Annotated in this window: 21 protein-coding genes; 6 read left to right on the top strand and 15 right to left on the bottom strand. The window is 67.0% G+C overall.

Annotation, left to right across the window (positions count from 1 at the left end; genetic code table 11):
- Window position 1 precedes the first annotated feature (1 nt).
- The 4 genes from KAK88_RS07490 to KAK88_RS07475 all read right to left on the bottom strand — a co-directional run bounded on the left by KAK88_RS07490 (window position 2) and on the right by KAK88_RS07475 (window position 5,958).
- On the bottom strand, window positions 2–3,208 hold the full coding sequence (locus KAK88_RS07490; protein WP_242078572.1) for an efflux RND transporter permease subunit: 3,207 nt from the start codon (window positions 3,206–3,208) through the stop codon (window positions 2–4).
- On the bottom strand, window positions 3,208–4,311 hold the full coding sequence (locus tag KAK88_RS07485) for an efflux RND transporter periplasmic adaptor subunit (protein WP_242078488.1): 1,104 nt from the start codon (window positions 4,309–4,311) through the stop codon (window positions 3,208–3,210). Before KAK88_RS07485 ends, KAK88_RS07490 begins: the two co-directional genes overlap by 1 nt.
- 112 nt (window positions 4,312–4,423) lie before the next feature.
- Window positions 4,424–5,008 carry a hypothetical protein gene (locus KAK88_RS07480; RefSeq protein WP_347265475.1) on the bottom strand — a complete coding sequence of 195 codons (585 nt, stop codon included), beginning with the start codon at window positions 5,006–5,008 and terminating at the stop codon, window positions 4,424–4,426.
- Window positions 5,009–5,193: 185 nt separating this feature from the next.
- A complete protein-coding gene (locus KAK88_RS07475; RefSeq protein WP_055754843.1) occupies window positions 5,194–5,958 on the bottom strand; it encodes a class II aldolase/adducin family protein in 765 nt (254 codons plus the stop codon).
- A 173-nt stretch (window positions 5,959–6,131) separates the two neighbouring features.
- Between KAK88_RS07475 and KAK88_RS07470 the strand changes: the two genes are divergently transcribed.
- The 3 genes from KAK88_RS07470 to KAK88_RS07460 all read left to right on the top strand — a co-directional run bounded on the left by KAK88_RS07470 (window position 6,132) and on the right by KAK88_RS07460 (window position 8,620).
- Complete coding sequence (locus KAK88_RS07470; RefSeq protein ID WP_242078487.1) at window positions 6,132–7,256, top strand: DUF2336 domain-containing protein; 1,125 nt, start codon at window positions 6,132–6,134, stop codon at window positions 7,254–7,256.
- A 73-nt stretch (window positions 7,257–7,329) separates the two neighbouring features.
- Window positions 7,330–8,082 (top strand): NAD kinase, encoded by a 753-nt coding sequence (locus KAK88_RS07465; protein ID WP_242078486.1) that lies wholly within the window; start codon window positions 7,330–7,332, stop codon window positions 8,080–8,082.
- 61 nt (window positions 8,083–8,143) lie between these two features.
- The gene (locus KAK88_RS07460; RefSeq protein ID WP_242078485.1) at window positions 8,144–8,620 is read left to right on the top strand and encodes an Hpt domain-containing protein; all 477 of its coding nucleotides are present in this window, start codon (window positions 8,144–8,146) and stop codon (window positions 8,618–8,620) included.
- Window positions 8,621–8,737: 117 nt separating this feature from the next.
- Here the strand turns inward: KAK88_RS07460 and KAK88_RS07455 are convergent, their stop codons facing one another.
- Together KAK88_RS07455 and KAK88_RS07450 are read right to left on the bottom strand one after the other, a co-directional pair.
- On the bottom strand, window positions 8,738–9,877 hold the full coding sequence (locus tag KAK88_RS07455; RefSeq protein ID WP_242078484.1) for a DUF2336 domain-containing protein: 1,140 nt from the start codon (window positions 9,875–9,877) through the stop codon (window positions 8,738–8,740).
- 88 nt (window positions 9,878–9,965) lie between these two features.
- The gene (locus tag KAK88_RS07450; protein ID WP_026108427.1) at window positions 9,966–10,763 is read right to left on the bottom strand and encodes a transglycosylase SLT domain-containing protein; all 798 of its coding nucleotides are present in this window, start codon (window positions 10,761–10,763) and stop codon (window positions 9,966–9,968) included.
- A gap of 169 nt (window positions 10,764–10,932) precedes the next feature.
- On the opposite strand from KAK88_RS07450, the gene KAK88_RS07445 reads away from it, so the two are divergent.
- Window positions 10,933–11,661, top strand: a complete 729-nt coding sequence (locus KAK88_RS07445; protein WP_242078483.1) for a TonB family protein — start codon at window positions 10,933–10,935, stop codon at window positions 11,659–11,661.
- Here KAK88_RS07445 and KAK88_RS07440 read toward each other — a convergent pair.
- Entirely contained in the window at window positions 11,658–12,671 is a 1,014-nt protein-coding gene (locus KAK88_RS07440) for an NAD(P)/FAD-dependent oxidoreductase (RefSeq protein WP_242078482.1), read from the bottom strand. The two genes, KAK88_RS07445 and KAK88_RS07440, sit on opposite strands and share 4 nt — an antisense overlap.
- A gap of 48 nt (window positions 12,672–12,719) precedes the next feature.
- Window positions 12,720–14,567 carry a phosphoenolpyruvate carboxykinase (GTP) gene (locus KAK88_RS07435; protein ID WP_242078481.1) on the bottom strand — a complete coding sequence of 616 codons (1,848 nt, stop codon included), beginning with the start codon at window positions 14,565–14,567 and terminating at the stop codon, window positions 12,720–12,722.
- A 282-nt stretch (window positions 14,568–14,849) separates the two neighbouring features.
- Between KAK88_RS07435 and KAK88_RS07430 the strand changes: the two genes are divergently transcribed.
- Window positions 14,850–15,398 (top strand): DUF938 domain-containing protein, encoded by a 549-nt coding sequence (locus tag KAK88_RS07430; RefSeq protein ID WP_242078480.1) that lies wholly within the window; start codon window positions 14,850–14,852, stop codon window positions 15,396–15,398.
- Here the strand turns inward: KAK88_RS07430 and KAK88_RS07425 are convergent, their stop codons facing one another.
- Window positions 15,399–15,803 carry a hypothetical protein gene (locus KAK88_RS07425; protein WP_242078479.1) on the bottom strand — a complete coding sequence of 135 codons (405 nt, stop codon included), beginning with the start codon at window positions 15,801–15,803 and terminating at the stop codon, window positions 15,399–15,401.
- A gap of 366 nt (window positions 15,804–16,169) precedes the next feature.
- Here KAK88_RS07425 and KAK88_RS07420 point away from each other — a divergent pair, with 366 nt between their 5' ends.
- Complete coding sequence (locus KAK88_RS07420) at window positions 16,170–16,949, top strand: pseudouridine synthase (RefSeq protein WP_242078478.1); 780 nt, start codon at window positions 16,170–16,172, stop codon at window positions 16,947–16,949.
- Between the two features lie 9 nt (window positions 16,950–16,958).
- Here KAK88_RS07420 and KAK88_RS07415 read toward each other — a convergent pair whose 3' ends face one another.
- The 6 genes from KAK88_RS07415 to KAK88_RS07390 all read right to left on the bottom strand — a co-directional run bounded on the left by KAK88_RS07415 (window position 16,959) and on the right by KAK88_RS07390 (window position 21,957).
- Window positions 16,959–17,711, bottom strand: a complete 753-nt coding sequence (locus tag KAK88_RS07415; RefSeq protein WP_242078477.1) for an ATP12 family chaperone protein — start codon at window positions 17,709–17,711, stop codon at window positions 16,959–16,961.
- A 17-nt stretch (window positions 17,712–17,728) separates the two neighbouring features.
- On the bottom strand, window positions 17,729–19,228 hold the full coding sequence (locus KAK88_RS07410) for a putative 2OG-Fe(II) oxygenase (RefSeq protein WP_242078476.1): 1,500 nt from the start codon (window positions 19,226–19,228) through the stop codon (window positions 17,729–17,731).
- Entirely contained in the window at window positions 19,225–20,250 is a 1,026-nt protein-coding gene (locus KAK88_RS07405; protein ID WP_242078475.1) for an RluA family pseudouridine synthase, read from the bottom strand. The genes KAK88_RS07410 and KAK88_RS07405 overlap by 4 nt, the downstream gene beginning before the upstream one ends.
- Window positions 20,247–20,642 carry a fluoride efflux transporter CrcB gene (gene crcB / locus KAK88_RS07400; protein WP_039247210.1) on the bottom strand — a complete coding sequence of 132 codons (396 nt, stop codon included), beginning with the start codon at window positions 20,640–20,642 and terminating at the stop codon, window positions 20,247–20,249. Before crcB ends, KAK88_RS07405 begins: the two co-directional genes overlap by 4 nt.
- Before the next feature lie 40 nt (window positions 20,643–20,682).
- A complete protein-coding gene (locus KAK88_RS07395; RefSeq protein ID WP_039247208.1) occupies window positions 20,683–21,171 on the bottom strand; it encodes a CC0125/CC1285 family lipoprotein in 489 nt (162 codons plus the stop codon).
- A 63-nt stretch (window positions 21,172–21,234) separates the two neighbouring features.
- Window positions 21,235–21,957: an RluA family pseudouridine synthase gene (locus KAK88_RS07390; RefSeq protein ID WP_242078474.1), complete on the bottom strand. Its 723-nt coding sequence runs from the start codon at window positions 21,955–21,957 to the stop codon at window positions 21,235–21,237.
- Window positions 21,958–21,982 lie beyond the last annotated feature (25 nt).

Below are 21,982 nucleotides of genomic sequence, written 5' to 3'. Positions count from 1 at the left end.
GTCAGGCCTCGGGCAATTCCCTGGGGCCGCCTTCGCGCAGTTCCTGGGCTTCCCACTCCTCGATCTTGCGGGCGGTCCATTCCGGCGACTTGGTGAAGCGCGCCAGGACGCCATAGATCACCGGCACGACGAACAGAGTAAGGACGGTGGCGAAGATGGCGCCGGTGAAGATCACCACGCCGATCGTCTGACGGCTGCCGGCGCCGGCGCCTTGCCACAGCACCAGCGGCAGGGCGCCGAAGGCGGTTGCGATCGAGGTCATGATGATCGGACGCAGACGCAAGGACGACGACTCGATGATCGCCTCCCGGATCGTCCGCCCCTGGTCGCGCAGCTGATTGGCGAACTCGACGATCAGAATGCCGTTCTTGGCCGCCACCCCGATCAGGATGATCAGACCAATCTGGCTGTAGATGTTCAGGCTGGAGCCCGCCATCAGCAGGCCGAACAGACCGCCCGCCGCCGCCAGGGGCACCGTCAGCATGATGACCGCAGGCGTGATCCAGCTTTCGAACTGGGCCGCCAGAACCAGGAAGACGAGCAACAACGCCAGACCGAAGGCCGCGAACACGGCCCCGCCCGCCTCCTGTTGGTCGCGCGCCGCCCCGCCCCACTGGGTGACGACGGCGCCTTGCGGCTGCTTGGCCGCCTCGGCGTTCAGGAACTGGATCGCGTCGTCGATCGTGGTGCCGGGATTGAGGTCGGCCTGCAGGGAGATCGCGCGCTGTCGGTCCAGTCGGCGACGGTCGGGCGTGTCGCCGCTGGTCTTGGTCGTGACCACGGCTGACAGCGGCACCAGTTGGCCGCCCCCAGTTGCAACATACAGGGCTTCCAGGTCGGCGACCTCGCGACGATTGTCGCGCTCGGTCTGCAGGATGACATCGTATTCCTGACCGCCCTTGATGTAGGTCGTGGCGCGGCGAGAGCCGAACATGGTCTCCAGCGTGCGGCCGATGGACTGAGACGAAACGCCCAGCGCGGCAGCTTTCTGCGGATCGACATCGACCAACAGACGCGGCGAGTTCGGCTCATAGTTAAGGCGTGGACGCGAGAAGCCGGGATTGGCCTGGGCGGCGGCCAGCATGGGCTGAAGCCAGGCGTAGATCTGCTGATAGTCGCTGCCGGTCGCGATCAACTCGATGGAGTTGGAGTTGCCGCCGCCCCGCTGGAAGGCGCCGGGAGTAGAGGCGTTGACTTGGGCGCCGGTCTGGCCGCGCAGCTTGCCGTTCAATTCCTGAGCGATCTCGGCCGCCGAGCGGTCGCGCTTGGACCAGTCGGCGAGCGTAAGGACCGCATTGCCCGAGTTGAAGCTGCCGCCGCCGAAGCCGGGCGCGGACACCAGATAGCTGTCGGCCTCGCCGCTGGTCTTGTATTCGGCCAGCAGGGGCTCCAGCCCCAGCATGATCTTGCGGGTGTAGTCGAAGCCCGCGCCTTCGGGCCCGGCGACGCGCACCGTGACCCGGCCGCGATCCTCGTCCGGCACCAGTTCGTTGGGCAGGGTCAGGAAGATACCGCCCGCGCCCGCAGCAACTAGCAGGATCAAGGCGCCGACGCCGATCACGGCGATGCGACGGCCCAACAGCATGTCCAGCGACCGGCCATAGGACGACTTCAGCCGGTCCATACCCCAGTCGACCTTGCGCGCCACCCAGCCGCCGCCATGGGCGGGTCGCAGAATCTTGGAGGCCAGCATCGGCGACAGGCTGAGCGCCAGGAAGGCGGAGAAGGCCACGGCCGCCGCGATCGCCGCCGCCAGCTCTACGAACAGACGCCCGACATATCCGGGCAAGAACAGCAGGGGCGCGAAGACCGATAGCAGCACGATGGTCGTGGCCACGACCGCGAAGAAGACCTGGCGCGCGCCGCGTTCGGCCGCGACCAGGGGCGGTTCGCCCAGGTCCAGGCGACGCTGAATATTCTCGACCACGACGATGGCGTCATCCACAACCAGGCCGATCGCCAGCACCAGAGCCAGCAGCGTCAGCAGATTCAGCGAAAAGCCCAGCGGCGCCAAGACGATGAAGGTCGCCAGCAGACAGATCGGCGCCACGATGGACGGGATCAGCGCGGCCCGCAGACTGCCCAGGAAGATGAAGTTGACCAAGGCCACCAGGGCCATGGAAATGCCGATGGTGATCCAGACCTCGTCGATCGCGTGCGAGGTGAAGACCGAGTTGTCGGATCCGACCTCGATGGTTACGCCCGGCGGCAAGGTCGGCCGGATTTCCTCGATCATCTTGTGGACGCCGTCCGAGATGGCGAGGTCGTTCGACTGCGCCTGCCGGGTCACGGCCAGGCCGATCTGATCCATCCCGTTGCCGCGGAACAGACGACGATCTTCTTCCGGCGCCTCCTCGACGCGGGCGATGTCGCCCAGGCGCGTCACATAGGTCGGCTGCCCCTGGATTATGGCAGACGAGCCGCTGCCGGTCCCTGTGGCGACTGTCGCCGAGGTCGAGGCCGAGCCGCGCGTGCCGATTGGCAGTTGGCGGAAGTCTTCCGGTAGGGCGTAGGTGCGCGCCACGCGGACGGTGTAGTCCTTGTCCGTCGATTCCAGCGAGCCGGCGGGCAGTTCGACGTTCTGGTTCGTCAGGGCCGTCTCGACGTCGTTGACCGTCAGGCCCCGCGCCGCCATGGCCGCGGAATCCAGCCAGATGCGCATCGAGTAGCGCTGCTCGCCATAGATGTTGACCTGGGCCACGCCGGGCACCGTCGCCATCCGGTCGATCAGATAGCGGTCAGCGTAATCGGTCAGCTGAAGCCGGTTCATGCTGGTCGAGCGCAGGAAGACGATGATGATCGGCTGGCTGTCGGAATCGGCCTTGGCAACCTCGGGCGGATCGGCCTGATCCGGCAGGCGGCCGACCACGCGGCTGACGCGGTCGCGCACGTCGTTGGCGGCGTCATCGATATTGCGGTCCAGCGAGAACTCGATGTTCACGTTGGAGCGCCCGTCGCGGCTGGTCGAGTTGATGCGCTCGACGCCCTGGATGCCGGCGATCTGCTGCTCTACCGGCTCGGTGATGCGGCTCTCGATCACCTCGGCCGAGGCGCCGGCATAGCTGGTGTTGACCGAGACGATGGGCGGATCGACGTCCGGCAGTTCACGCACGGGCAGGAAGAAGAAGGCCGCCGCGCCGATGACGCACAGCACAATGGCCGCGACGGCCGCGAAGACGGGCCGCCGGACCGAAACGTCGGACAGCATCATTTGGCGGCGCCCGACTTGCGACCCTGGCTGCCCACGCTGACCGGGGCGCCCGGCTGAATACGGTTCAGGCCCGACCCGACGATGCGGTCGCCCGCCTCGATGCCAGACAGAATCTCAACAAAGCCGTTCTCGACGGCCCCAGTCTCGACCTCGACCCGCTGGGCGGTGGAGCCGTTCTGGCCGGGCGCGATGCGATAGACGAAGGCGCCGGCGCCTTCGTATTGCACAGCCGACTCGGGTACGGCGGCGCTCTGACGCTGGCCCTGCTGGACCGCGACACGCATCAGCATGCCGGGACGGATGCGACCGCCGGGGTTGGGGAACTCCGCGCGTGCGGTTGCGGCGCGGGTCGTTTCGTTGACGCGTGTGTCGATCAAGGCGATCCGGCCCGTGAACGGCTCGTCGCCATAGGCGTCTGCCGTCGCCGTCAGCTGGGCGCCGGGACGCAGCAGGTTCAGATGGCGCTCAGGCAGGGGGAAATCGACGCGGATCGTCGAGGTGTCGTCCAGCGTCGTGATCACCGCGCCCGGGTTGATCAGCGTGCCGGGCGTCACCGTGGTCAGACCGACACGACCGGAGAAGGGCGCCCGGATCACCCGGTCGCCGCGACGCGCCTGGGCCGCCTGCAACGACGCCTGGGCGGTTTCGAGCGCGGTCTCGGCCTGTTCCAGCATGACCTGGGGCGCGACGCCCCGGTCGGCCAGGGCCTTGTAGCGATCGTATTCGCGCTGAGCCTGATTGACGTTGGCGCGGGCCTCGATAATGGCCGCGTCTTCCTCGCGCGCCTGAAGCTCGACCAACGGCGCACCGGCCGAGACATACTGGCCGTCCGCGAACAGGACGCGGGTGATCAGTTCGGTGGTCGAGGAGGTGACGTTCACCGACCGCTCGCCGCGCGCCACGCCCAAAACGCGAACCTGATCGGAGAAGGGTCGCTGCGCCACGACGGCCTCGGACACCTGCTGCGCTCCGCGTCCGCGACCGCCGCCCGGCCCTGCCGCCTTCTTTTCATCTCCCGCGGAGACTTTGACGATGGCGGCGACGACCATCAGAGCGAGCAGGACAGCGGCGGCGACGAGGAAGAAGTGACGTTTGATCACGCGGGGGTCTCTCGGTCAGGGGGACGCCGCATGCATTACCGGGTAATGAAGTGCGCGCAATGTTACGTATCAGTAACGTGCCGGATCACATTATCCGTCGCAGAAAACTTCCCTAAAATCGTCGCCAGATCGCAATAACGGGCCCGCGGCTTATAGAAATCTCCTGGCCTGCGACGGTTTGTCTCCATCCGGCCTGCATGCTCCACGCGCCGAAATTGCGCACGACCGAGGCTTCCAGCGAGAGCCAACGCGCGCCGCCGTCGGCCGCGCCGCCGAACGCCTGACCCAGCACCATCCAATCCTCGCCGATCCGGGCGCCCGCCGTGGCGTCGATGCGGGTTTCATCCGGCAGACCGTCACGCAGACGGCGTGCCGCCTGAAGCTCGACAAATGCGCCGTCCATTCCCAAGCGCTCGCCCATGTCGCCGAGGGACCGGCCGACCGAGACTCGCGCCTCCCAATCGTGATCGCCGACGCCCGGCGCGGCATAGCCGGCGTTGCGCCCCTCCCCGGCCTGAGTATAGCCGCCGTAAAGGCTGACGGCGTTTCGGTCGTCGCGCCAGACCTGCCAGGTCGCACCGATCTCGATGGGGCCGCGCCCGCTGTACTCGACGAAGGCGTCCTCGCCGTCCTGCCAGTCCGCCTTCAGCTGAAGCGTCAGCCGATCCGCCACGCCGTATTGGGCGAACAGAGCCAAGGTCGCGTCACGCCGCCGGCCAGGCAGGTCACGCTCATCGCCAGCAGCGTCGAAGCCGGCGTCGGCGCTCAGCCGCTCGTATTTGACGATGGCCTGGCCCTTGCCCTTCGGCTGGGTCCAGGCGCCGGCGAGCGCTTGGGTCGGCGTCAGCGCCGCGAGGACCAGCGCCCCCGCGATAAAGGGAACTAGGCGTCGTAGCCCGGCGACTTGCGATCCAGCTGTCGCAACGCGCCCGGCCAGGCCAGAGACGAGATGAAGCCGATGCCGCGCCCCTGCTCTTTGGTCTCGGCCTGCGCCTCGTCCGGCGCCAACAAAATATGCTCGCGCCCGCCAGACAACGCCGCAACCTGCTGCGCGCAGGCTCTCTCCAGAAAGAAGATGCCGATCCATGCCTGAGCCGCCGTTTCCCCGACCGCCAGCGTGCCGTGGTTTCGCAGCAGCATCAGCGGTTTGTCCCCCAGGTCGGCGACCAGACGTTCGCGTTCGTCATGGTTCAAGGCCAACCCCTCGTATCCATGATACGCAACCTGATGCTGTAGTAAACACGCGTTCTGACTGACGGGGAGCAAACCTTCAGCCTGAGCCGCAACGCCCACCCCGTTCACCGTATGCAGATGAATGACGAACTTGGCGTCCTCGCGCGCGGCGTGGACGGCCGAATGGATCGTGAAGCCCGCCGGATTGATGAAATAGGGCGTGTCCTGGACGATATTCCCTTCCAGATCGACCTTCACCAGCGACGAGGCCGTGATCTCGTCGAAGTAGAAGCCGTAGGGATTGATCAGGAAATGATGCTCCGGCCCGGGCACGCGCGCCGAGATATGGGTGAAGATCATGTCGTCCCAACCGTTCAGGGCGACGAGCCGATAGAGGGCCGCCAGCTCGACGCGGACCTGCCATTCAGCTTCGGACACGCGCGACTTGATCGAGGGACTGGTGCCGTCCGCCATGATTTCCTCCTGCCTCTGGATGGGCTTTTACAAACCGTCACCCCGCGCGGTCGCGTCGTCAAGCCGACAAGGCCGCCGTTGACGTGACGTCACCCGCTGCGGCGACCTTGCTTAACCCGGTCTTCATCACGCAAGCATATGGTTAAGCATCGTCGCCGGTTCGGGGAGCCGCCTTGTCTGTCGTTCAACTGGAGCCGCCCCGCGACGCCTGGGACGACCGGACTGTGTCTGAGCTTCTGGCGCTGGCCAGCAGCCGTTCGGCCGACGACCGTCAGCGCCTGCTGCTCAAGGTCACCTCCCTCTGTGAATCCAATCCGCCGCCGCCCAAGGTCGCGCCGCTGCTCAGCGACATCTTCCTCGCTCTGACAGCCCAGGCCGAGCGGGATATTCGCCTGGCCCTGTCCGAACGGATCGCGGGCGTCGACTGGGCGCCGCCAGCCTTGGTCAACATGCTGGCGCTGGATGAGATCGAGATCGCCCGCCCGGTAATCACCTCCAGCCCGCTTCTACAGAACGCCGACCTGATACGCCTGCTGATCGAAGCGACGCTGGAGCATCAGATCGCCGTCGCCCGGCGCCCGCAGCTGGCGCGGCCGGTCGTGGACACCATCGTCGATCGCGCCGAACCCGTCACCATGACGGCGCTGGCTTCCAACCGCACGGCCGACATCAGCGAAGACGCCATGCGCAAGCTGGTCGATCACTCCCGCCGCATCGCGGGCCTGCGCGCGCCGTTGACGCGTCACCCCAGGCTGAACGAGCAATTGGCTCAGCAGCTTTATCAATGGGTCGGCCAGGCTCTGCGCCAGTCGATCGGCGAACGCTTCCGCATCGACGACGCCCAGTTGAATGCGGCGGTTCAGGACGCGGCGGCGAAGGCTGTCGGCAGCCCGGAATGGCGCGCCATGTCCGCCCGGATGACCGAGGATCGCGCACGCATCGACGCGGAACGACGACTGGTGGAAAAACTTCAATCCGCCGGTCAACTGCGTCCTGGCCTGCTGGTCCGCGCGCTGCGAGAACAGCGTTTCGAACTGTTCGAACAAACCCTGGCGGTCCTGGGCGGCTTCAGCGAGGCCCAGGTGCATCAAGCCATCCGCGCGCCGACCGCCGAGCCGCTTTACCTGGCCTGCATCGCCGTGGGCGTGGACAAGGCCGTCTTCGCCTCCCTGTTGGTCGAGGTGCGCAAGCTTTCGGGCGGAATGCCTGCCGACGGCGGCTGGAAGGCGACGCCGATGAGCGCGCACGCCGCCTCTCGCGCCTTCCATCAGATGATGCACAAGCCCACGACCGTTTGACTCTGGGCCCAAGCTCGGGCCACGTCGCCAAGTGACTCAGTCAAGCCCCACTCCCCTGCCGTCATCGCCGCGATTGGCCTTCGTCGCCAGCGACCGGCCCGAAGCCCAAGCGGCGCGCAAGGCCCTGATCGCCCGCTATGGCGCCGTGCCAGAAGACGAGGCCGATGTGATCGTGGCCCTGGGCGGCGACGGGCAGATGCTGGAAACCCTTCACGGCAACCTGCGCCAGCGCACGCCGGTGTACGGGATGAACCGGGGGTCGGTCGGCTTTCTGATGAACGACTACGCCCACAACGGTCTGCTGGAGCGAATCGCGACGGCTGAAAGAACGGTCATCCACCCGCTTCAGATGGACGCCTGGACCGAAAGCGGCGAGGTGCACACCGGCCTGGCCATCAACGAGGTGTCGCTGCTGCGCCAGACACGCCAGTCGGCCAAACTGCGGATCACCGTCGATGAGCGCGTGCGGCTTGAAGAACTGTCCTGCGACGGCTGCCTCGTGGCGACGCCTGCGGGATCGACCGCCTATAACCTGTCCGCGCACGGCCCAATCATCCCTCTGGACGCCCGCATCATGGCCCTGACGCCGATCAGCGCCTTCCGTCCCCGTCGCTGGCGCGGCGCCCTGTTGTCGCACGGCGCCAAGGTGCGGTTCGAGGTTCTGGAGGCCGACAAACGCCCGGTCTCTGCGACCGCCGACAACTTCGAGGTCCGCCGCGTCGCCCGCGTCGAGGTGCGCGAGCGTCGTGACGTCACCCTGACCATGCTCTTCGATGCGGGCCGGTCGTTCGACGAGCGGGTGATGGCCGAGCAGTTCGCCAACTGATCGGTCACGGCTTCTTAAGCCCGCTACCGTATCTTGGCGTGAACGTCCTATGGAGCCCGCCATGAGCAATCCGGCGCAGATCACCCCTCCGACCAACTCGCTGCGGCTCAAGGTCGGCGGCGGCTTCGGCATCAACGCCGACGCCATCGCCAAGGCTGAGGAGGCGCTGAAAGCCATGTCGGCCCAGTTCGGCCAATGGCTGAACGACGAGATCGTCAAGCTGGACAAGGCCCAGGCCGACATCCGTGAGCAGGGCTACACCCCCGTCACCGCCGAGGCTCTGTATTTCCGCGCTCATGATCTGAAGGGCTTGGGCACGACCTATGAATATCCGCTGGTGACGCGCATCGCCGGTTCGCTGTGCAAGATGCTGGACGACGCCGATCGCCGCATGACTGCGCCCATCGCCATCCTGGACGCGCACATCGACGCCATCCGCGCCGTCGTCCGCGACCAGATCAAGACCGACGAACATCCGACCGGCCGCGCCTTGGCCGAGACCCTGGAAGCCCGCGTCGCCGATCACCTCGCAGACTGAAGTCCCTCCAGCCGTTTGCGAAGGCCCGTCGTCTCCGGCGGGCCTTTTCTTTGAGCCTGATCGGTTGAGACGAATCGCTTCGCGATCTCGTCGATACCGTGAATCAGGCTCTCAGGATCAGGCTGCGCTGGCGGCGGTCAGGCTGAGCGACGGCGACTGATCCAGCCGCTCCATCAGATAGGCCAGATCGTCGCGCAGCACCGCCGGACGCTGGGTCAGGAACCGCTCCAGCATCTGATCGCGGAAATAGGCGCTCGATGTATCGATCCCCTCCGCCGCCAGCGCGCGCCAGGTGTCGACGCCCGCGCGGAAGGCCTGGAACAGGCGCGGCGGCAAACCCGCGCGATCATAGATGGCCTTCAGCCCAAGCGGACCGGCGTCGTGCACCATCAACCAGGCGCGGTGATGCGGCGTGTTGGCCAGTTCGGCCAGCCCGTACTCGAACATCGCCATCTGACCCCGCGCCAGTCCGCGCAACAGCAGTGAAGCGTTCAGGACGCGACGGGCGTTCAGCTGGGCCATGAACGCCGCCAGATCAGTGCTGACGCTGGCCTGATCGACCAGATCGACCGTCATCCGCTCACGAGAGTATTGGGCCAGACGGATCGCGGTTTCCGGCGCCACAGCGTGATGGCTGATCAGATGTTCGCGCACCGCCTCGCTGGCCAGTTGGATCAACCGTTCGGTCACATGCAGCGGCAGGACCTGGCGATAGGCCACGGCGGTCAGGACTTCGGGCGCTTCGGCGAAACGATCGACGACCGTCGCCAACGCGCCTTCGGACAGGTCGGCGTTGTCATTCGCCGCCAGGGTGCGAACCGACTGCTCGCATCCTTCTGCCGCCAGCACGGTCGCGACATCGCGCGACACCCGCGCCCGCCCCGCCACGGCGACTTGGCGCACGACCGATCCGGCGCGCACGATCTCGATCAGATCCTCGTCGCTGAACGCCGGCGACGAAGCGATGACCGGCAGGGCGATGCTGTCCAGATCGCCGGCCAGCTTGCGCGCCACGTCGTTGGGAATCAGATCGGACGCCTTCAGCGTGACGGCCATGGCGCGACGCACCAGTTCGGCCGCGTCATTGGCCAGCAGACGCAGGATTTTCTGCACCGCCGCCCGGTCGTCCTCATTCAGTTCCGCGCGCTCCATGTTTCGGCACAGCTTGTGCGCCGCCTCGGCCCGCTCATCGTCGTCCGTCGCCTTGATCAGGCGTCGAATGTCCACTTCTGTCAGGCGGGCGCGGAAGGCGGTCATGGACGGCTCGTGATGGAATCGGACGTTGATCCCAGAATGAGACTGCCATGCTTAACGGGCGGTTTACCATCGGTTGCAATGCAACGACTCAGGTTGTTTCCTTGCCATTTGGCGAGAAAGCGCCGCCGAAGCCGCTGCTCGACGATCCGTCCTGACCGAGCAGTAGCGCAAGCAGCCCTTGATCCTGCTTCAGCCGATCCAGACGCGCGGCCAGCATCTGGTCCTTGTCGCTCAGATTCGGCACAGCGTATTTCGTCTCGCCGGCTCCGGCGGCGGGTGCGCCCTCGCCGGCTGTGCGCTGAAGATTGGCGTGGACCTCGGCGACCGTGGCGGCGCGTCCATTGCGATAGAAGATGCTGCGATTGGCCCGTGCAGCGTCCGGGAACAGGGCTGCGGCGCTGCCGCCCGGATTGCGATCCATCGCCTCCATAAGCCCCGCCGCACCGGCCGGCCCCAGGAAGTGGGCCGCATACAGATCGCCCGCGCCCGGTTCCTTGCCGGTGCGTCCGCGCAGATAGGCGGCGTTGGACGCCGTCAACTCAGCCGCCATGGTCGAGGCCGCATGAGGATCGAACCGCAGGTCCAGCACCACATTGCGCGCCGAACCCTCGACGCGCCAACGGCCGTCCGAACCGCGATGGATCAGGTCGGCGTACTGGCCATAACCGTGCTGGGCCCCGTGCTGCTTGACCGTGCCCAGCCAGGTCTGTTCGATGAATTGAAACAAGCCGGCGGCCGACGAGGTCGGAGCCTTGGCCGACGGGTTCATCGCGCTCTCGCGCCGCGCGGTCTTGACCAGGAAGTCATAGTCCACGCCAACGGCGTTCGACGCGCGCCGGATGGCCGCTTCTACCCCGCCTGTCGATGGAATCGCTCCGATACCCATGTGCGAAGGGTCGGCGAACGTAGTTAATCAACTCTTAATTCTTAACGGCCGCGTTAACGCCTCGACCTTCGTCGAACGGGAAAACTTCGCCGTAAAGCCGCCACAACCTGCGCGCTCAACTTCCAGTTACGGGCGCTGCGGGGGCGGTGAACGAGGGAGTGACGTTATGATGATCCGTGCTGCCGGTGGTCCCGCCTTGATCAGCCCGATCGACTTCGGGGAACGCAAGAAACCTATCCCGCGCTGGATGCTGGGCGCCATCGGCGTGTCGGTGGTCCTGCACGTCGCGGCGGGGGTGGCGCTTTATAATCAACGGTTCGAGTTGAGTGCGGCGCCCATCGAAGACATCCTCGACCCGCCGGTCTCGGTGATGATGGCGCCGCCCAAACCCAAGCCCTTGCCCACGCCTGAAACGGCGGCGCCGCCAACGCCCATTCACAAGTCGGCGATCCCCGTGCCCTCGACGGTGCAGACGATCCCGCTGACGCCGCCCGAGCCGGGCGTCGTGACCGCTCAACCCGGTCTGCCGACCATCAGCGTCGCCCCCACCGGCGTCGAAGGCGGCACGGCAACCGTCGAGACGCCGCCGCGTCCGCCTTCGGTGATCAACAATCCATCTTGGGCCAGTCGCCCATCGGCGGCCCAGATGGCGCGGGCCTATCCGACTCGCGCGGCGGAAAACGGCACGCCGGGTTCGGCGACGCTCAGTTGCGTGGTCAATGCGGACGGCGGCCTGAACGGCTGCCGGGTCGTGGGAGAGACGCCGAGCGGCCAGGGCTTCGGCCGCGCCGCGCACGGCCTGACGCGGTCGTTCCGCATGAACCCGCGCACCGTGGACGGCCGACCTGTCGACGGCGCGACCGTCAACTTCACCGTCCGGTTCGCGATGGAGGGCTAGAATCGACCAGGGTCGAGGGCGCGGGCGTGCGGCGACGCCGTCCGCCCCTCGATCGCATCGGCGACCACGGCGCCGACCAAGGGCCCCAGCAACCAGCCGTTTCGACGCGGCGCCAAGGCCATGAACAAACCCTCTTCACCAGGCGCTGCGCCCGCAAGCGGCAGACCATCAGCCGTCGCGCCCCGGATTCCGACGCGCCATTCGATAGACAGCGGCTGAGGCGACCGACCCAGCGCAGCCCAAGCCGCCTGCGTCAGGCGCTCGGACGCCTCGGCATCCGGCGCCGTATCCCGCCGCCCCGGCTCCATCGTCGCTCCGATGACCGCGCCAGACGCCATCGGCGCGACATAGGCGCCCGGCCCGCGCACGACATGATCGACAAGATGTCCGGCTGCGACGCCGATCTGTCCCCGGATCGGCTCGATATCTGCGATCAAACGGCGCGCGGTCTCGGGCAGACCCGCAATGGCGTCACCAGCACCGGTGGCCAGCACGACCGCCTCCGCATCCAGCCACTGATCGCCGACTTCGAGCCGCCAGCCGCCATCGGTGCGGGCGATCGTCGTCACCCTTCCCGCGATCACAGCCTCGCCCAGCGACTGCCTCAGCGCCTCTAGAGCCTGTGCTGGCTCGACCTGATAATCGTCATCGGTCGTGACGCCGGCGCCGTCGCGCCGCGCGTCGAAGCCCAGCGCGCGCAACCGCGTCTCCATCGCCTCCAAGTCGCCGGCTCGCCATTCGGCGGGTCGATGCGCCAGAGCGATGCCGGCTGCCGTCGCGAACGCGGGCCACAAATCACGGCCTACTCGGAACAGCCGCGCGCGATCAACGGATACGTCGTCGATGGCCGATTCCATCGCCGGGGCGATCATCCCGGCAGCCACCAGGGAGGCGTTCACCTCGCCCGGATCAACCACCATTGCCGCCCGGCCGCGCCGATGCAGTTCAAACGCCGTGCAAAGGCCCAGCACGCCGGCGCCGACAATCACGATGGGAGAGGAAGACGTCACGGGTCGTCTGATCGACCCGCGACGATCCTATTGCAAGATGGCGTTCGCCTATTCCGCCGCCATCGAGGCCGCGCCGGCGTCGTCCAGACGCGCGACCAAGGCCGAGTGCTGGTCCCACAGGGCAGTCGGCAGACGATCGCCGAACTGGCGATAGAAGTCGGGGATCAGCGCCGCCTCTTCGGCCCAGACGCCCGCATCGACGTCCAGCAGGGTCGACAATTGAGCCGGCGTCAGGTCCAGGCCTGACAGGTCCAAGGCCGTGACTGACGGCACGCGCCCGACCGCCGTGTCGACCGCCTCGGCGTCGCCGTCGATGCGCTCGCTGATCCACTTCAGCACGCGCGCATTGTCGCCGAAACCGGGCCAGACGAAGCGGCCGTCCTGATCCTTCCTGAACCAGTTGACGAAGAAGATGCGCGGCAGTTTCGAGGCGTCTCGCCCCTGGCCAATCTTCAGCCAGTGGGCGAAATAGTCGCCCATATTGTAGCCGCAGAAGGGCAGCATGGCGAAGGGATCGCGGCGCAGTTCGCCCACCTTGTTCTCAGCCGCCGCCGTGCCTTCGGACGCCACGGTCGAGCCCATGAAGACGCCGTGCTCCCAATCGAACGCCTCCGTCACCAGCGGCACGGCGCTGGCGCGACGCCCGCCGAACAGGATCGCGTCGATCGGCACGCCCTTGGGATCTTCCCACTCCGGCGCGATGGCCGGGCACTGGCTGGCGGGCGCCGCGAAACGGGCGTTGGGATGGGCCGCCGGCTCGCCTGACGACGGATCGTGCGGACGGCCCTTCCAGTCGGTCAGGCCTTCGGGCGTCTCCTTGGTCAGACCCTCCCACCAGACGTCCCCATCGCTGGTCAGGGCGGTGTTGGTGAAGATGGTGTTGGAGGCCAGGGTTTCCAGCGCATTGTGATTGGTGTTGCGGCTCGTGCCTGGCGCGACGCCGAAGAAGCCGGCCTCGGGATTGACCGCATACAGTCGCCCGTCATCGCCGAACCGCATCCAGGCGATGTCGTCGCCGATGGTCTCGGCGGTCCAGCCCGGCAGGCTGGGCTGCAGCATGGCCAGGTTGGTCTTGCCGCAGGCGCTGGGGAAGGCGGCGGCGACGTATTTCGCCCGGCCCTTCGGATCCGTCAGCTTCAGGATCAGCATGTGCTCGGCCAGCCATCCCTCATCGCGAGCCATGATCGAGGCGATGCGCAGGGCGTAGCATTTCTTGCCCAACAGGGCGTTGCCGCCATAGCCCGAACCATAGGACCAGATTTCCCGCGTCTCGGGGAAATGAACGATCCATTTGTCGTCGTTGCAGGGCCAGGCCACGTCCGCCTGACCGTCGGCCAGCGGCGCGCCCAGCGTATGGACGGCCGGCACGAAGACGCCCTTATCGCCCAACTGATCCAGCGCCGGCTTACCCATGCGGGTCATCACACCCATCGACAGGGCGACATAGCCGCTGTCGGTGATCTCGACGCCCAGGGCGCTGATCTCGGACCCCAGCGGGCCCATGCAGAACGGGACGACATACATCGTCCGCCCGGCCATGCATCCGTCGAACAGACCATCCAGACGATCCCGCATCTCGATCGGATCGGCCCAGTTGTTGGTCGGACCGGCGTCAGCCTCGTCGTCCGAGCAGATGAAGGTGCGGCTCTCCACGCGCGCGACGTCGCGGGGATCCGAGGCGGCGTAGTAGCAGCCCGGCCGCTTAGTCTGATCCAGCGCCTTCAGGGTGCCCTTGGCCAGCAGGTCGGCGGTGATGGCCTCTTTCTCGGCCTCGGAGCCGTCGCACCAATGGACCTTGGCGGGCTTGGTCAGGGCGGCGATCTGCTCGACCCAGGCGATCAGCCCGGCATGGGCGGTGGGCGCCGGGCGCAAGCCAGGCGTGGAAGGATTGGACAAGGACGTCTCCTGAGCAAAAAGAGCCCGGCGATCTGACGCCGCCATGACCCGACACATAACGATCACGCACTGTTACAAGCGAAATGCGCCGTCGTATCCGCCGCGTCAAACCGCGCACGAAAGCGCCGATGTCCACCGGTGTCGTCGGCAAAAGATCGCAGATGCGATCGCGGCTTCAGAGCGGTAGAAGGGCCTGTGCAAACACTGGATTCTCTCACTGTGCTGCCTGATGGCGCGCTGACTTCGCCCGCCGCGCGTCGAAACGCCGAGGCGATTCTTCGCGTGCTCCGCGCCCATCTGCCGGCGCGTGGATCGGTGCTTGAGATCGCGTCCGGATCGGGCGAACACGCCGCCGCCTTCGCCGCCGCCCTGCCGGATCTGGATTGGACGCCTAGCGATCCCAGCGACCAGGCCCGCGACAGCATCGCCGCCTGGAGCCGTCAGTTCGCTGTGTCGAACCTGAACCCGCCGCTGGCCCTCGACGCCGGCGACCCTATGACTTGGCCGACCGACACGTTCGACGCTCTCTATTGTGCGAACATGACTCACATCAGCCCTTGGTCGGCGACCGAGGGTCTGATGGATCTGGCCGGTCGGGTCTTGAGACGCCCCGGCGGCCTGCTGGCGCTTTATGGCCCCTACTGCGAGGCCGAGGTTCCGCTGGCGGACTCGAACGCGGCCTTCGACGCCAGTCTGAAGGCGCGAAACGTAGACTGGGGTTTGCGTGATCGCGAAATGGTCGAGGCCCTCGCCCGCTCGCATGGCCTTGCGGCCACGCTGCGGGTTCAGATGCCGGCGAACAACCTGATCCTGCTGTTTCGCGCCGTCTGATCAGACGATCGCGCCGACCAGCTTCGACAACTCGGCCCGCTCGTTCAGCAGGGTCACCCCCCCGTCCTTGAACACCGCGCCCTCGGCATTGGCTGACACGCCGAAGCTATCGGCCGCCAGCGCGACGCCGTCCGCGAAGGCGATGACGGTCAGGCCATTCACGCGCGCCAGCTCGATCAGCGACCGCACGGCCGCCAGCGACGCCTCGTCCGTCGAACCGCCTGGCACGACCAGACCCTTCAGACGCCCCTCGGCGATATCCTTGGCCGTTGCGGTGGCCAGCACGGTCACGCCGCCGGCGATCAGGCTGGCGTCGCCCGTTGAGATCGGGGCCAGGCCCACGCCCTCGGCCCGCAACGCGCCCTCCACGTCGCCTAACTCGCCAAACGCCATGTCACGCCGCATCACCAACCCCATGCGCAGACGGGTGGGAACAGGACGGTTGTAACCGGTGCGACGGGGGCCTGAGGAAGATTTGTTTTGAGCGAACAAGACGTCTCCTTGAGATGTTTCAATACTGATACAGATCCGACAAGCGACGCTGTCGAACCACCCACGCCGATGACCAGAAAAAAGAAAATCGACGGGTCCGACGCGTATCGTCCCGCACTCTTGATCATTTGTGGAATGCCGCCAGATATAGTGGAGATCCCGTCTGGATCAACCTGCCAGTTCGAACAGAATGGTTTTGCTGATCCTGAAAATGGCGACCCGCTTGCTCGCGATCCCGCCCGGCTTTAGACACCCGCATCGACTGGACGACGGAATCGCATGGCCTTCACCCGCACCTATGACGGCGACGAACCCGTTCGCGTGAACAAGTGGCTGGGCCAGACCGGCGTCTGTTCGCGGCGCGAGGCCGATACCCTGATCGCCAATGGTCTGGTCTCCATCGATGGCGAGACGATCAGCGACGCCGGCCGAAAGATTCAACCCGGCGAAACCCTGACCCTGAACGAAACCGCCCAGGCGGCCTTGGCGACGGGCATGACCCTGGTGCTGCACAAGCCGGTCGGTTACGTCTCGGGCCAGCCCGATCCGGGCAAGACCCCGGCCGTGCGACTGCTGAAGACGCCCAATCGTATCGGCGAGGGCGAGACGCCTGCCCGCGACGCCTCCCTGCCCCCCATCGGCCGGCTGGACGAAGATTCACGCGGCCTGCTGCTGCTGTCATCGGACGGCGTCGTCGCCAAGGCGGTGATCGGCCCGGCGTCCGAACTGGACAAGGAATATCTGGTCGTCGTCGAAGGCCAGATCACCGAAGGCAAGCTGAGCAAGCTGCGCCACGGCCTGTCGCTGAACGACAAGCCGCTGAAGCCCGCCCGTGTGACCCAGACGGGTCCGCAAAGCCTGCGTTTCATCCTGACCGAGGGCAAGTATCGCCAGATCCGCCGCATGTGCGAACTGGTCGGGCTGGAGGTCGTGGATCTCTATCGCATTCGCATCGGCCCGCTGGAGCTGGGCGACCTGCCCGAGGGTCGCTGGCGCCACCTGACCGATCAGGAACGCGCGATGCTGATCGCGGCCTCGACGACGCCGCCCGCGCCCTGATCGAGCGCCCTAATCAAGCGCTCTGAACCACCGGTCAAGCAGTTGGGCCTCCGCACGGCGCGCCTCGGTGCGCTCGGCGGCCTCGGCGTCCACGCCCCACTGCTCTTCCTGGAACAGTTCGTCGATCCGCGACAGGTCGAACGCCGCCCCGCCATCCAACGCCCCCTGCTCCACCGCCAAGGCCAGCACAGCCGACCCCAGCAGCGGCACGGCCGTCGCCAGACCGGTCAGGCGGAAATCGTCCAGCGACAGGGCATGCGCTTTCACCTTTGCGATGGCGTCCGGAGACTGCGGTCGATGCACGATGCCTTCGACCGGCTCCAGCGCCACACCCATCTCGCGCGCGGCCCAATCGCGCCAGGGACCCCACTCCCGCGCCTGCCGTTCGACCAGCGGCGTCGGATGCTCAGCCAAGTAGCAGACCACGTCCGATCCGGCATAGGCGGCGATCTCGTCCGCCACCGGCTCGCGCGCCTGACCGATCCGGTCGATCGCGGTCGAGGCCAGCCGCGTCGCCGGCATGGTCGACGGATCCAGAAACTGCCCTTGGGCCGCCCATTCGTCGGCGACCAACTGCGCCGCAGCCTGGTTCGGCAGAACCAGCGGAGCTTTGGCCGGGGTCTTGGGCGCACGGCCATCTAACAGCACGGCCCAGCCCCCGTCTGCATGCGGCCCGACGCCCGCCTCGGTCCAGAAGCGGGAGATGCGATCCGGCGACTGTTCGACGAAACGCGGGCGATGCGGGGTGGCTTGGTCGGTCATCAGAAGGTCCGTTCAAATCAGGCCGGCACGACGTCGAACGCCAGCGTCAGACGCGACGCCTCGCCGCCGAACGGCTGGGTGCCATGCCACATATAGGAAGGAAACAGCACCAACGTGCCGGGTTGGGGCTGCACATAGTGTTCGGGTGCCAAGCTCGGCAGGCCGGGCGGCGCGCCGAACCGCAACCAGCCCTCGCGGCCCTCGCCCTGCACCGCCGGCGGCAGTTCGATATGGCAGGCCGAGGACAGCCAGCCGTTCGAATGGATATGATCGGCGTGAAATCCGTTCGGCCTCAACCGCACCGACCAACTACCCTGGATGCGATAGTCGCCCGTATTGCGCGCTCTCAGCGGATCGTCGCCACGGCCCAGCGCCGCCATATAGTCGCGGATTGGCTTGTCGATGGCCTGGAAGAAGGCGCGAATGGCCGGATCGTCGTTCTGGGCCAGGGACGCGCTGGTCTGCGATCCCCCGCGCAGCGACTGGCCTACCGGATGGGTCTTCAATGTGTGCAGATCGTGCAGCGCCTTTGCCAGATCGACCAGATAGGCCTCCAGTGACGCCCACCCTTCCGGCGCCTCCAGCCGACACGGCCGCACGAAGGCGTCGTAGTCATACAGCTCACAGTATCGAGGATCGCCCAGCATCCGCCACGCCGTCGCCTGAAAGGCCAGCACATGCTGGTTCAGCGGCTCGCGCGTCCGCAACGCCTCGATCGGGATCAGCGCCGCCTCGGCCTGACCCAGAGCCAGCAGGCATTCGGCCTGGGTCACCATAATCGCCGCGACCTCGCCGCCGGCCAGCGCCGCCGCCCGGTTTGCGTGGTCCAGCGCTCGGCGCGGATCCCGCTTCAGGCACGCCTGCGCCGCCGCCAATTCCCCCGGCCCATCCAGCGGCCCGGCGACCAAGGTGCGATAGGCCCGGTCACCCTGCCCTGCATATTCCAGCAGCTTCGCCTTGATCTGGCGCAGCAAAGGCGTCGTTGGCGATACGGCGATGGCGGCGTCCAGCGGCGCGCAGGCGCCCTCCAGATCGGCGTCGCGCATCCAGATCAACTGGCTGAGATCGCGCAGCGCGTCGCCATAGCCGGGCCGCCGCAGCAGCGCCTGACGATAGGCGTGCTCGGCCTCTTCGAAGCGGCTCTGCGCCTGCAACGCCCGCGCCAGCACCAGCCAGGTTTCCGGCGCATCGCCGCCGATCGACATGGCGGCGCGACACGCGACTTCGGCCTCGGCCGCCCGCCCAAGATCGCCGAGGGTGGACGCCAGATTATGCCACGCCGGCACGCTCTGCGGCCGAACCTCGACGAGGCGCTGCGACAGCGCCGCACTCTCGACCAGACGCCCCGCCCGCTTCATCAAATCAGCCTGAACCGACAGCGCCTGCCACGGCGCATCGGCCTGCCGCGCTATCGGCGCCAGCATATCCAAGGCCGCATTAAGCTGCCCGGCGGCGGCCAGAGCCTTGGCCCCTTCGACCCTCGCCTGCCAAACCTGCGCTTGGAGGCCCGACGTCACTGGATTCGCTTCACGCCCAGGAAGGGATCGTCTTCGGCCTCGTCCTCGGAGAAACCGAAGTGGGCGAAGCCGGCTTTCATCTCGGGGCTCAAGGGAGCGGTGACCTTGAGAACGCCGCCGCGTGGGTGGTCCAGTTCGATGCTGCGGGCGTGCAGTTGCAGCTTCAGGGGGCCTGACAGTTCGCGCGATTTCTCGTCGCCGTATTTCGGATCGCCCAGGATCGGATGGCCGATCCCCGCCATATGGGCGCGCAGCTGATGCGTCCGGCCTGTGAAGGGGCGCAGCGCCATCCATGACGCCCGGTGCGAGGCGCGGCTGATGGTCGAGAACGCTGTTTCGGCCGGTTCGGCGCGCGGGTCCTTGCGCTCGGCCGGTCGCATCATTTCGAAGTCGTTGATGCCGGTCTTCTTCAGCGGCATGTCGATCTGACCCGAATAGGGTTTCGGATTGCCGATGACGATGGCCCAATAGGTCTTCTTGGCCTGCCGCCGCGCAAAGGCGCCCGCCAGTCGCTTGGCCGCCTCCGGCCCCTTGCCCAGCAGCAGGACGCCCGAGGTGTCGCGGTCCAGCCGGTGGACCAGGCGCGGTCGCTCCAATCCCTCGCCCCAGGCCGACAGCAGACGATCGACGTGACGCCTCGTCTTGGTCCCGCCCTGCACCGCCAGGCCATGCGGCTTGTTCAAGGCGATGACCATGTCGTCTTCGTACAGCACCAGCGACTTGGCGAAGGCGATGTCCCTTTCGGACAAGGTGTGGGCGTCCCCCGCTTGGCGAGAAGTGTCATCGGGGATCGGCGGCACGCGCACGGCGGCGCCGGCGGTCAGTCGGCCTTCGGGCTTGATGCGGGCGCCGTCCACGCGGATCTGACCGCTGCGGGCCATTTTTTGCACCTGGATGTTGGACAGGTGCGGCCAGCGCCGGCGGAACCAGCGGTCCAGCCGGATGCCGTCCTCGTCCTCGGCGACATAGATCGTCAGGACTTCGCGTTTGGGCGCATCTGCTGCGGGCGGCTGATCGGTCAAGCTGGAACTCCAAAGGCGCGGCGGGCGACCATCAGGCCGACGAACAGGGCCGCGATCGCCAGAACCACCGAGCCAATCACATAGGCCGCGGCCAGGCCGATCTGGCGGCGCTCGATCATCTGCACCGCTTCAAGCGAATAGGACGAAAAAGTCGTGAACCCGCCCAACACGCCGACGGCGGCGAACAGGCGCACCATCTCCTGCTGCGCCCCGCCCCGGAACGCCAGCCAGCCGACGAGCAAACCCATCAGCAGACCCCCGGCGACATTGGCGGCGAAGGTGCCCACGGGCCAACCGGCATTGGGTGCGAGCCGCCCGGCAGCGAGGCCAAGGCCATAGCGCGCCATGGAGCCGATGGCGCCACCTGCCGCAACGAGAAGAAAACGTGTCATCGTGCGGCGATATATACGCCGCCCGCGCCGAAAGCGATGGTCAGCGCGGGATGGAGCTCTGGACCGCGCGCGCGTCATAGGCGTTCGGACGATCCGGCTTCTGGCCGCGTCCCAAAACGACTTCCAGCGTCGTCGAGGTCGGCTGCGGTCCGCTGAAGTTCAGACCGACGCCCACGCCGACGCCCGAGGCCGAATAGCCGCCATATCTGCTGCTGCCGCCGCCGATGGAAACGCTCGGGCTGACGCCGCCTGCGCCTCCCGGCCGCCCGTCGGTCCAGCTCTGCGTCACCTCGAACCAGTCGTAGCCTTGTTCGGTGGTCAGGTCGGCGGCGCGCACCAGCGCCCAATCAGCGACACGGCCCGCGGCGCCGACGCCGTTGTAGGTGACACGGTAGCGGTTGGATTCAATCCGCTGCTCGGAATACCCCTGTCCGTTCGGTCCCATCTGCGCGCCATAGGGCGCCAGGCTGGCGCAGGCGGTCAAAGCCAGGGCGGAAAGGCCAGTCAGGGCAAGGGCGAGACGCTTCATCAGAGGTATCCTTTCAACGACATAGCGCCGAAACGCACACGGCGTTCCCTGAAGCGCCCGCGCCTAAAGACCCAACGCCGCCCTGAGCGTCGCGAAATCCTCAGGCGGCGGGGCTTCGACCGTGGTCGTCCCGCCCTCGGGATGCGGAAAGCTCAGTTTAGCAGCGTGCAGCATCAGGCGCGGCGCCGGCCCGACCGCCGTGGTCAGGGCGCCGCCGTAGCGCACGTCCCCGATCAACGGCCGACCGATATGGGCCATGTGCACACGCAGCTGATGCATCCGCCCGGTCAGCGGCTCCAGCTCGACCACGGCCCCTTCAGGTCCTGCGGCCAAGGTCCGATAGCGGCTCTGCGACCCTTGCGCGCCCGGCGCGTCAAAGGTGACGACCCGCATATAGCTCTCGCGCCCAATCTCCTCGCGGCGCAACGGCGCGTCGATGGTCGCCGCCTTGGGATCAGGCGCGGCCGACAGCAGGGCCAGATACTGTTTCCTGAAACGCCGCATCTGCAACGCCTTGCCCAGAAAACTGGCCGCCGGCTTGGTCTTGGCCGCCAGGATCACGCCCGAGGTGTCGCGATCCAGCCGATGCACCAACTCCGGCCGCTTGCCGTTTGACCGCGCGAACGCCCACAGCAGGTCGTCCAGCGTATGCGCCTTGATCCGCCCGCCCTGACTGGACAGGCCCGGCGGCTTTGAGAAGGCGATGACGTGCGCATCCTCGTGGATCACCCACGACCGGACGGCGGCGATATCATCGGATGAAAGATCGGCAGGAACGCGGGTCACGGGGCGTCCATACGCGACGGCGCGC

This window comes from Brevundimonas diminuta (assembly GCF_022654015.1).
GTDB classification, from domain to species: domain Bacteria; phylum Pseudomonadota; class Alphaproteobacteria; order Caulobacterales; family Caulobacteraceae; genus Brevundimonas; species Brevundimonas diminuta_C.
The sequence above is the reverse complement of the archived record's forward strand: the minus strand, read 5'-3'. Positions and strand labels throughout refer to the sequence as shown.

Excerpts from the sequence above, each read along its gene's own strand:
- KAK88_RS07420 (WP_242078478.1), top strand. The coding sequence starts at position 16,170 with ATGGCCTTCACCCGCACCTATGACGGCGACGAACCCGTTCGCGTGAAC.
- KAK88_RS07460 (WP_242078485.1), top strand. The coding sequence starts at position 8,144 with ATGAGCAATCCGGCGCAGATCACCCCTCCGACCAACTCGCTGCGGCTC.
- KAK88_RS07415 (WP_242078477.1), bottom strand. The coding sequence starts at position 17,711 with ATGACCGACCAAGCCACCCCGCATCGCCCGCGTTTCGTCGAACAGTCG.
- KAK88_RS07425 (WP_242078479.1), bottom strand. The coding sequence starts at position 15,803 with ATGCGGCGTGACATGGCGTTTGGCGAGTTAGGCGACGTGGAGGGCGCG.
- KAK88_RS07475 (WP_055754843.1), bottom strand. The coding sequence starts at position 5,958 with ATGGCGGACGGCACCAGTCCCTCGATCAAGTCGCGCGTGTCCGAAGCT.
- crcB (WP_039247210.1), bottom strand. The coding sequence starts at position 20,642 with ATGACACGTTTTCTTCTCGTTGCGGCAGGTGGCGCCATCGGCTCCATG.
- KAK88_RS07450 (WP_026108427.1), bottom strand. The coding sequence starts at position 10,763 with ATGGGTATCGGAGCGATTCCATCGACAGGCGGGGTAGAAGCGGCCATC.
- KAK88_RS07445 (WP_242078483.1), top strand. The coding sequence starts at position 10,933 with ATGATCCGTGCTGCCGGTGGTCCCGCCTTGATCAGCCCGATCGACTTC.
- KAK88_RS07455 (WP_242078484.1), bottom strand. The coding sequence starts at position 9,877 with ATGACCGCCTTCCGCGCCCGCCTGACAGAAGTGGACATTCGACGCCTG.
- KAK88_RS07395 (WP_039247208.1), bottom strand. The coding sequence starts at position 21,171 with ATGAAGCGTCTCGCCCTTGCCCTGACTGGCCTTTCCGCCCTGGCTTTG.
- KAK88_RS07490 (WP_242078572.1), bottom strand. The coding sequence starts at position 3,208 with ATGCTGTCCGACGTTTCGGTCCGGCGGCCCGTCTTCGCGGCCGTCGCG.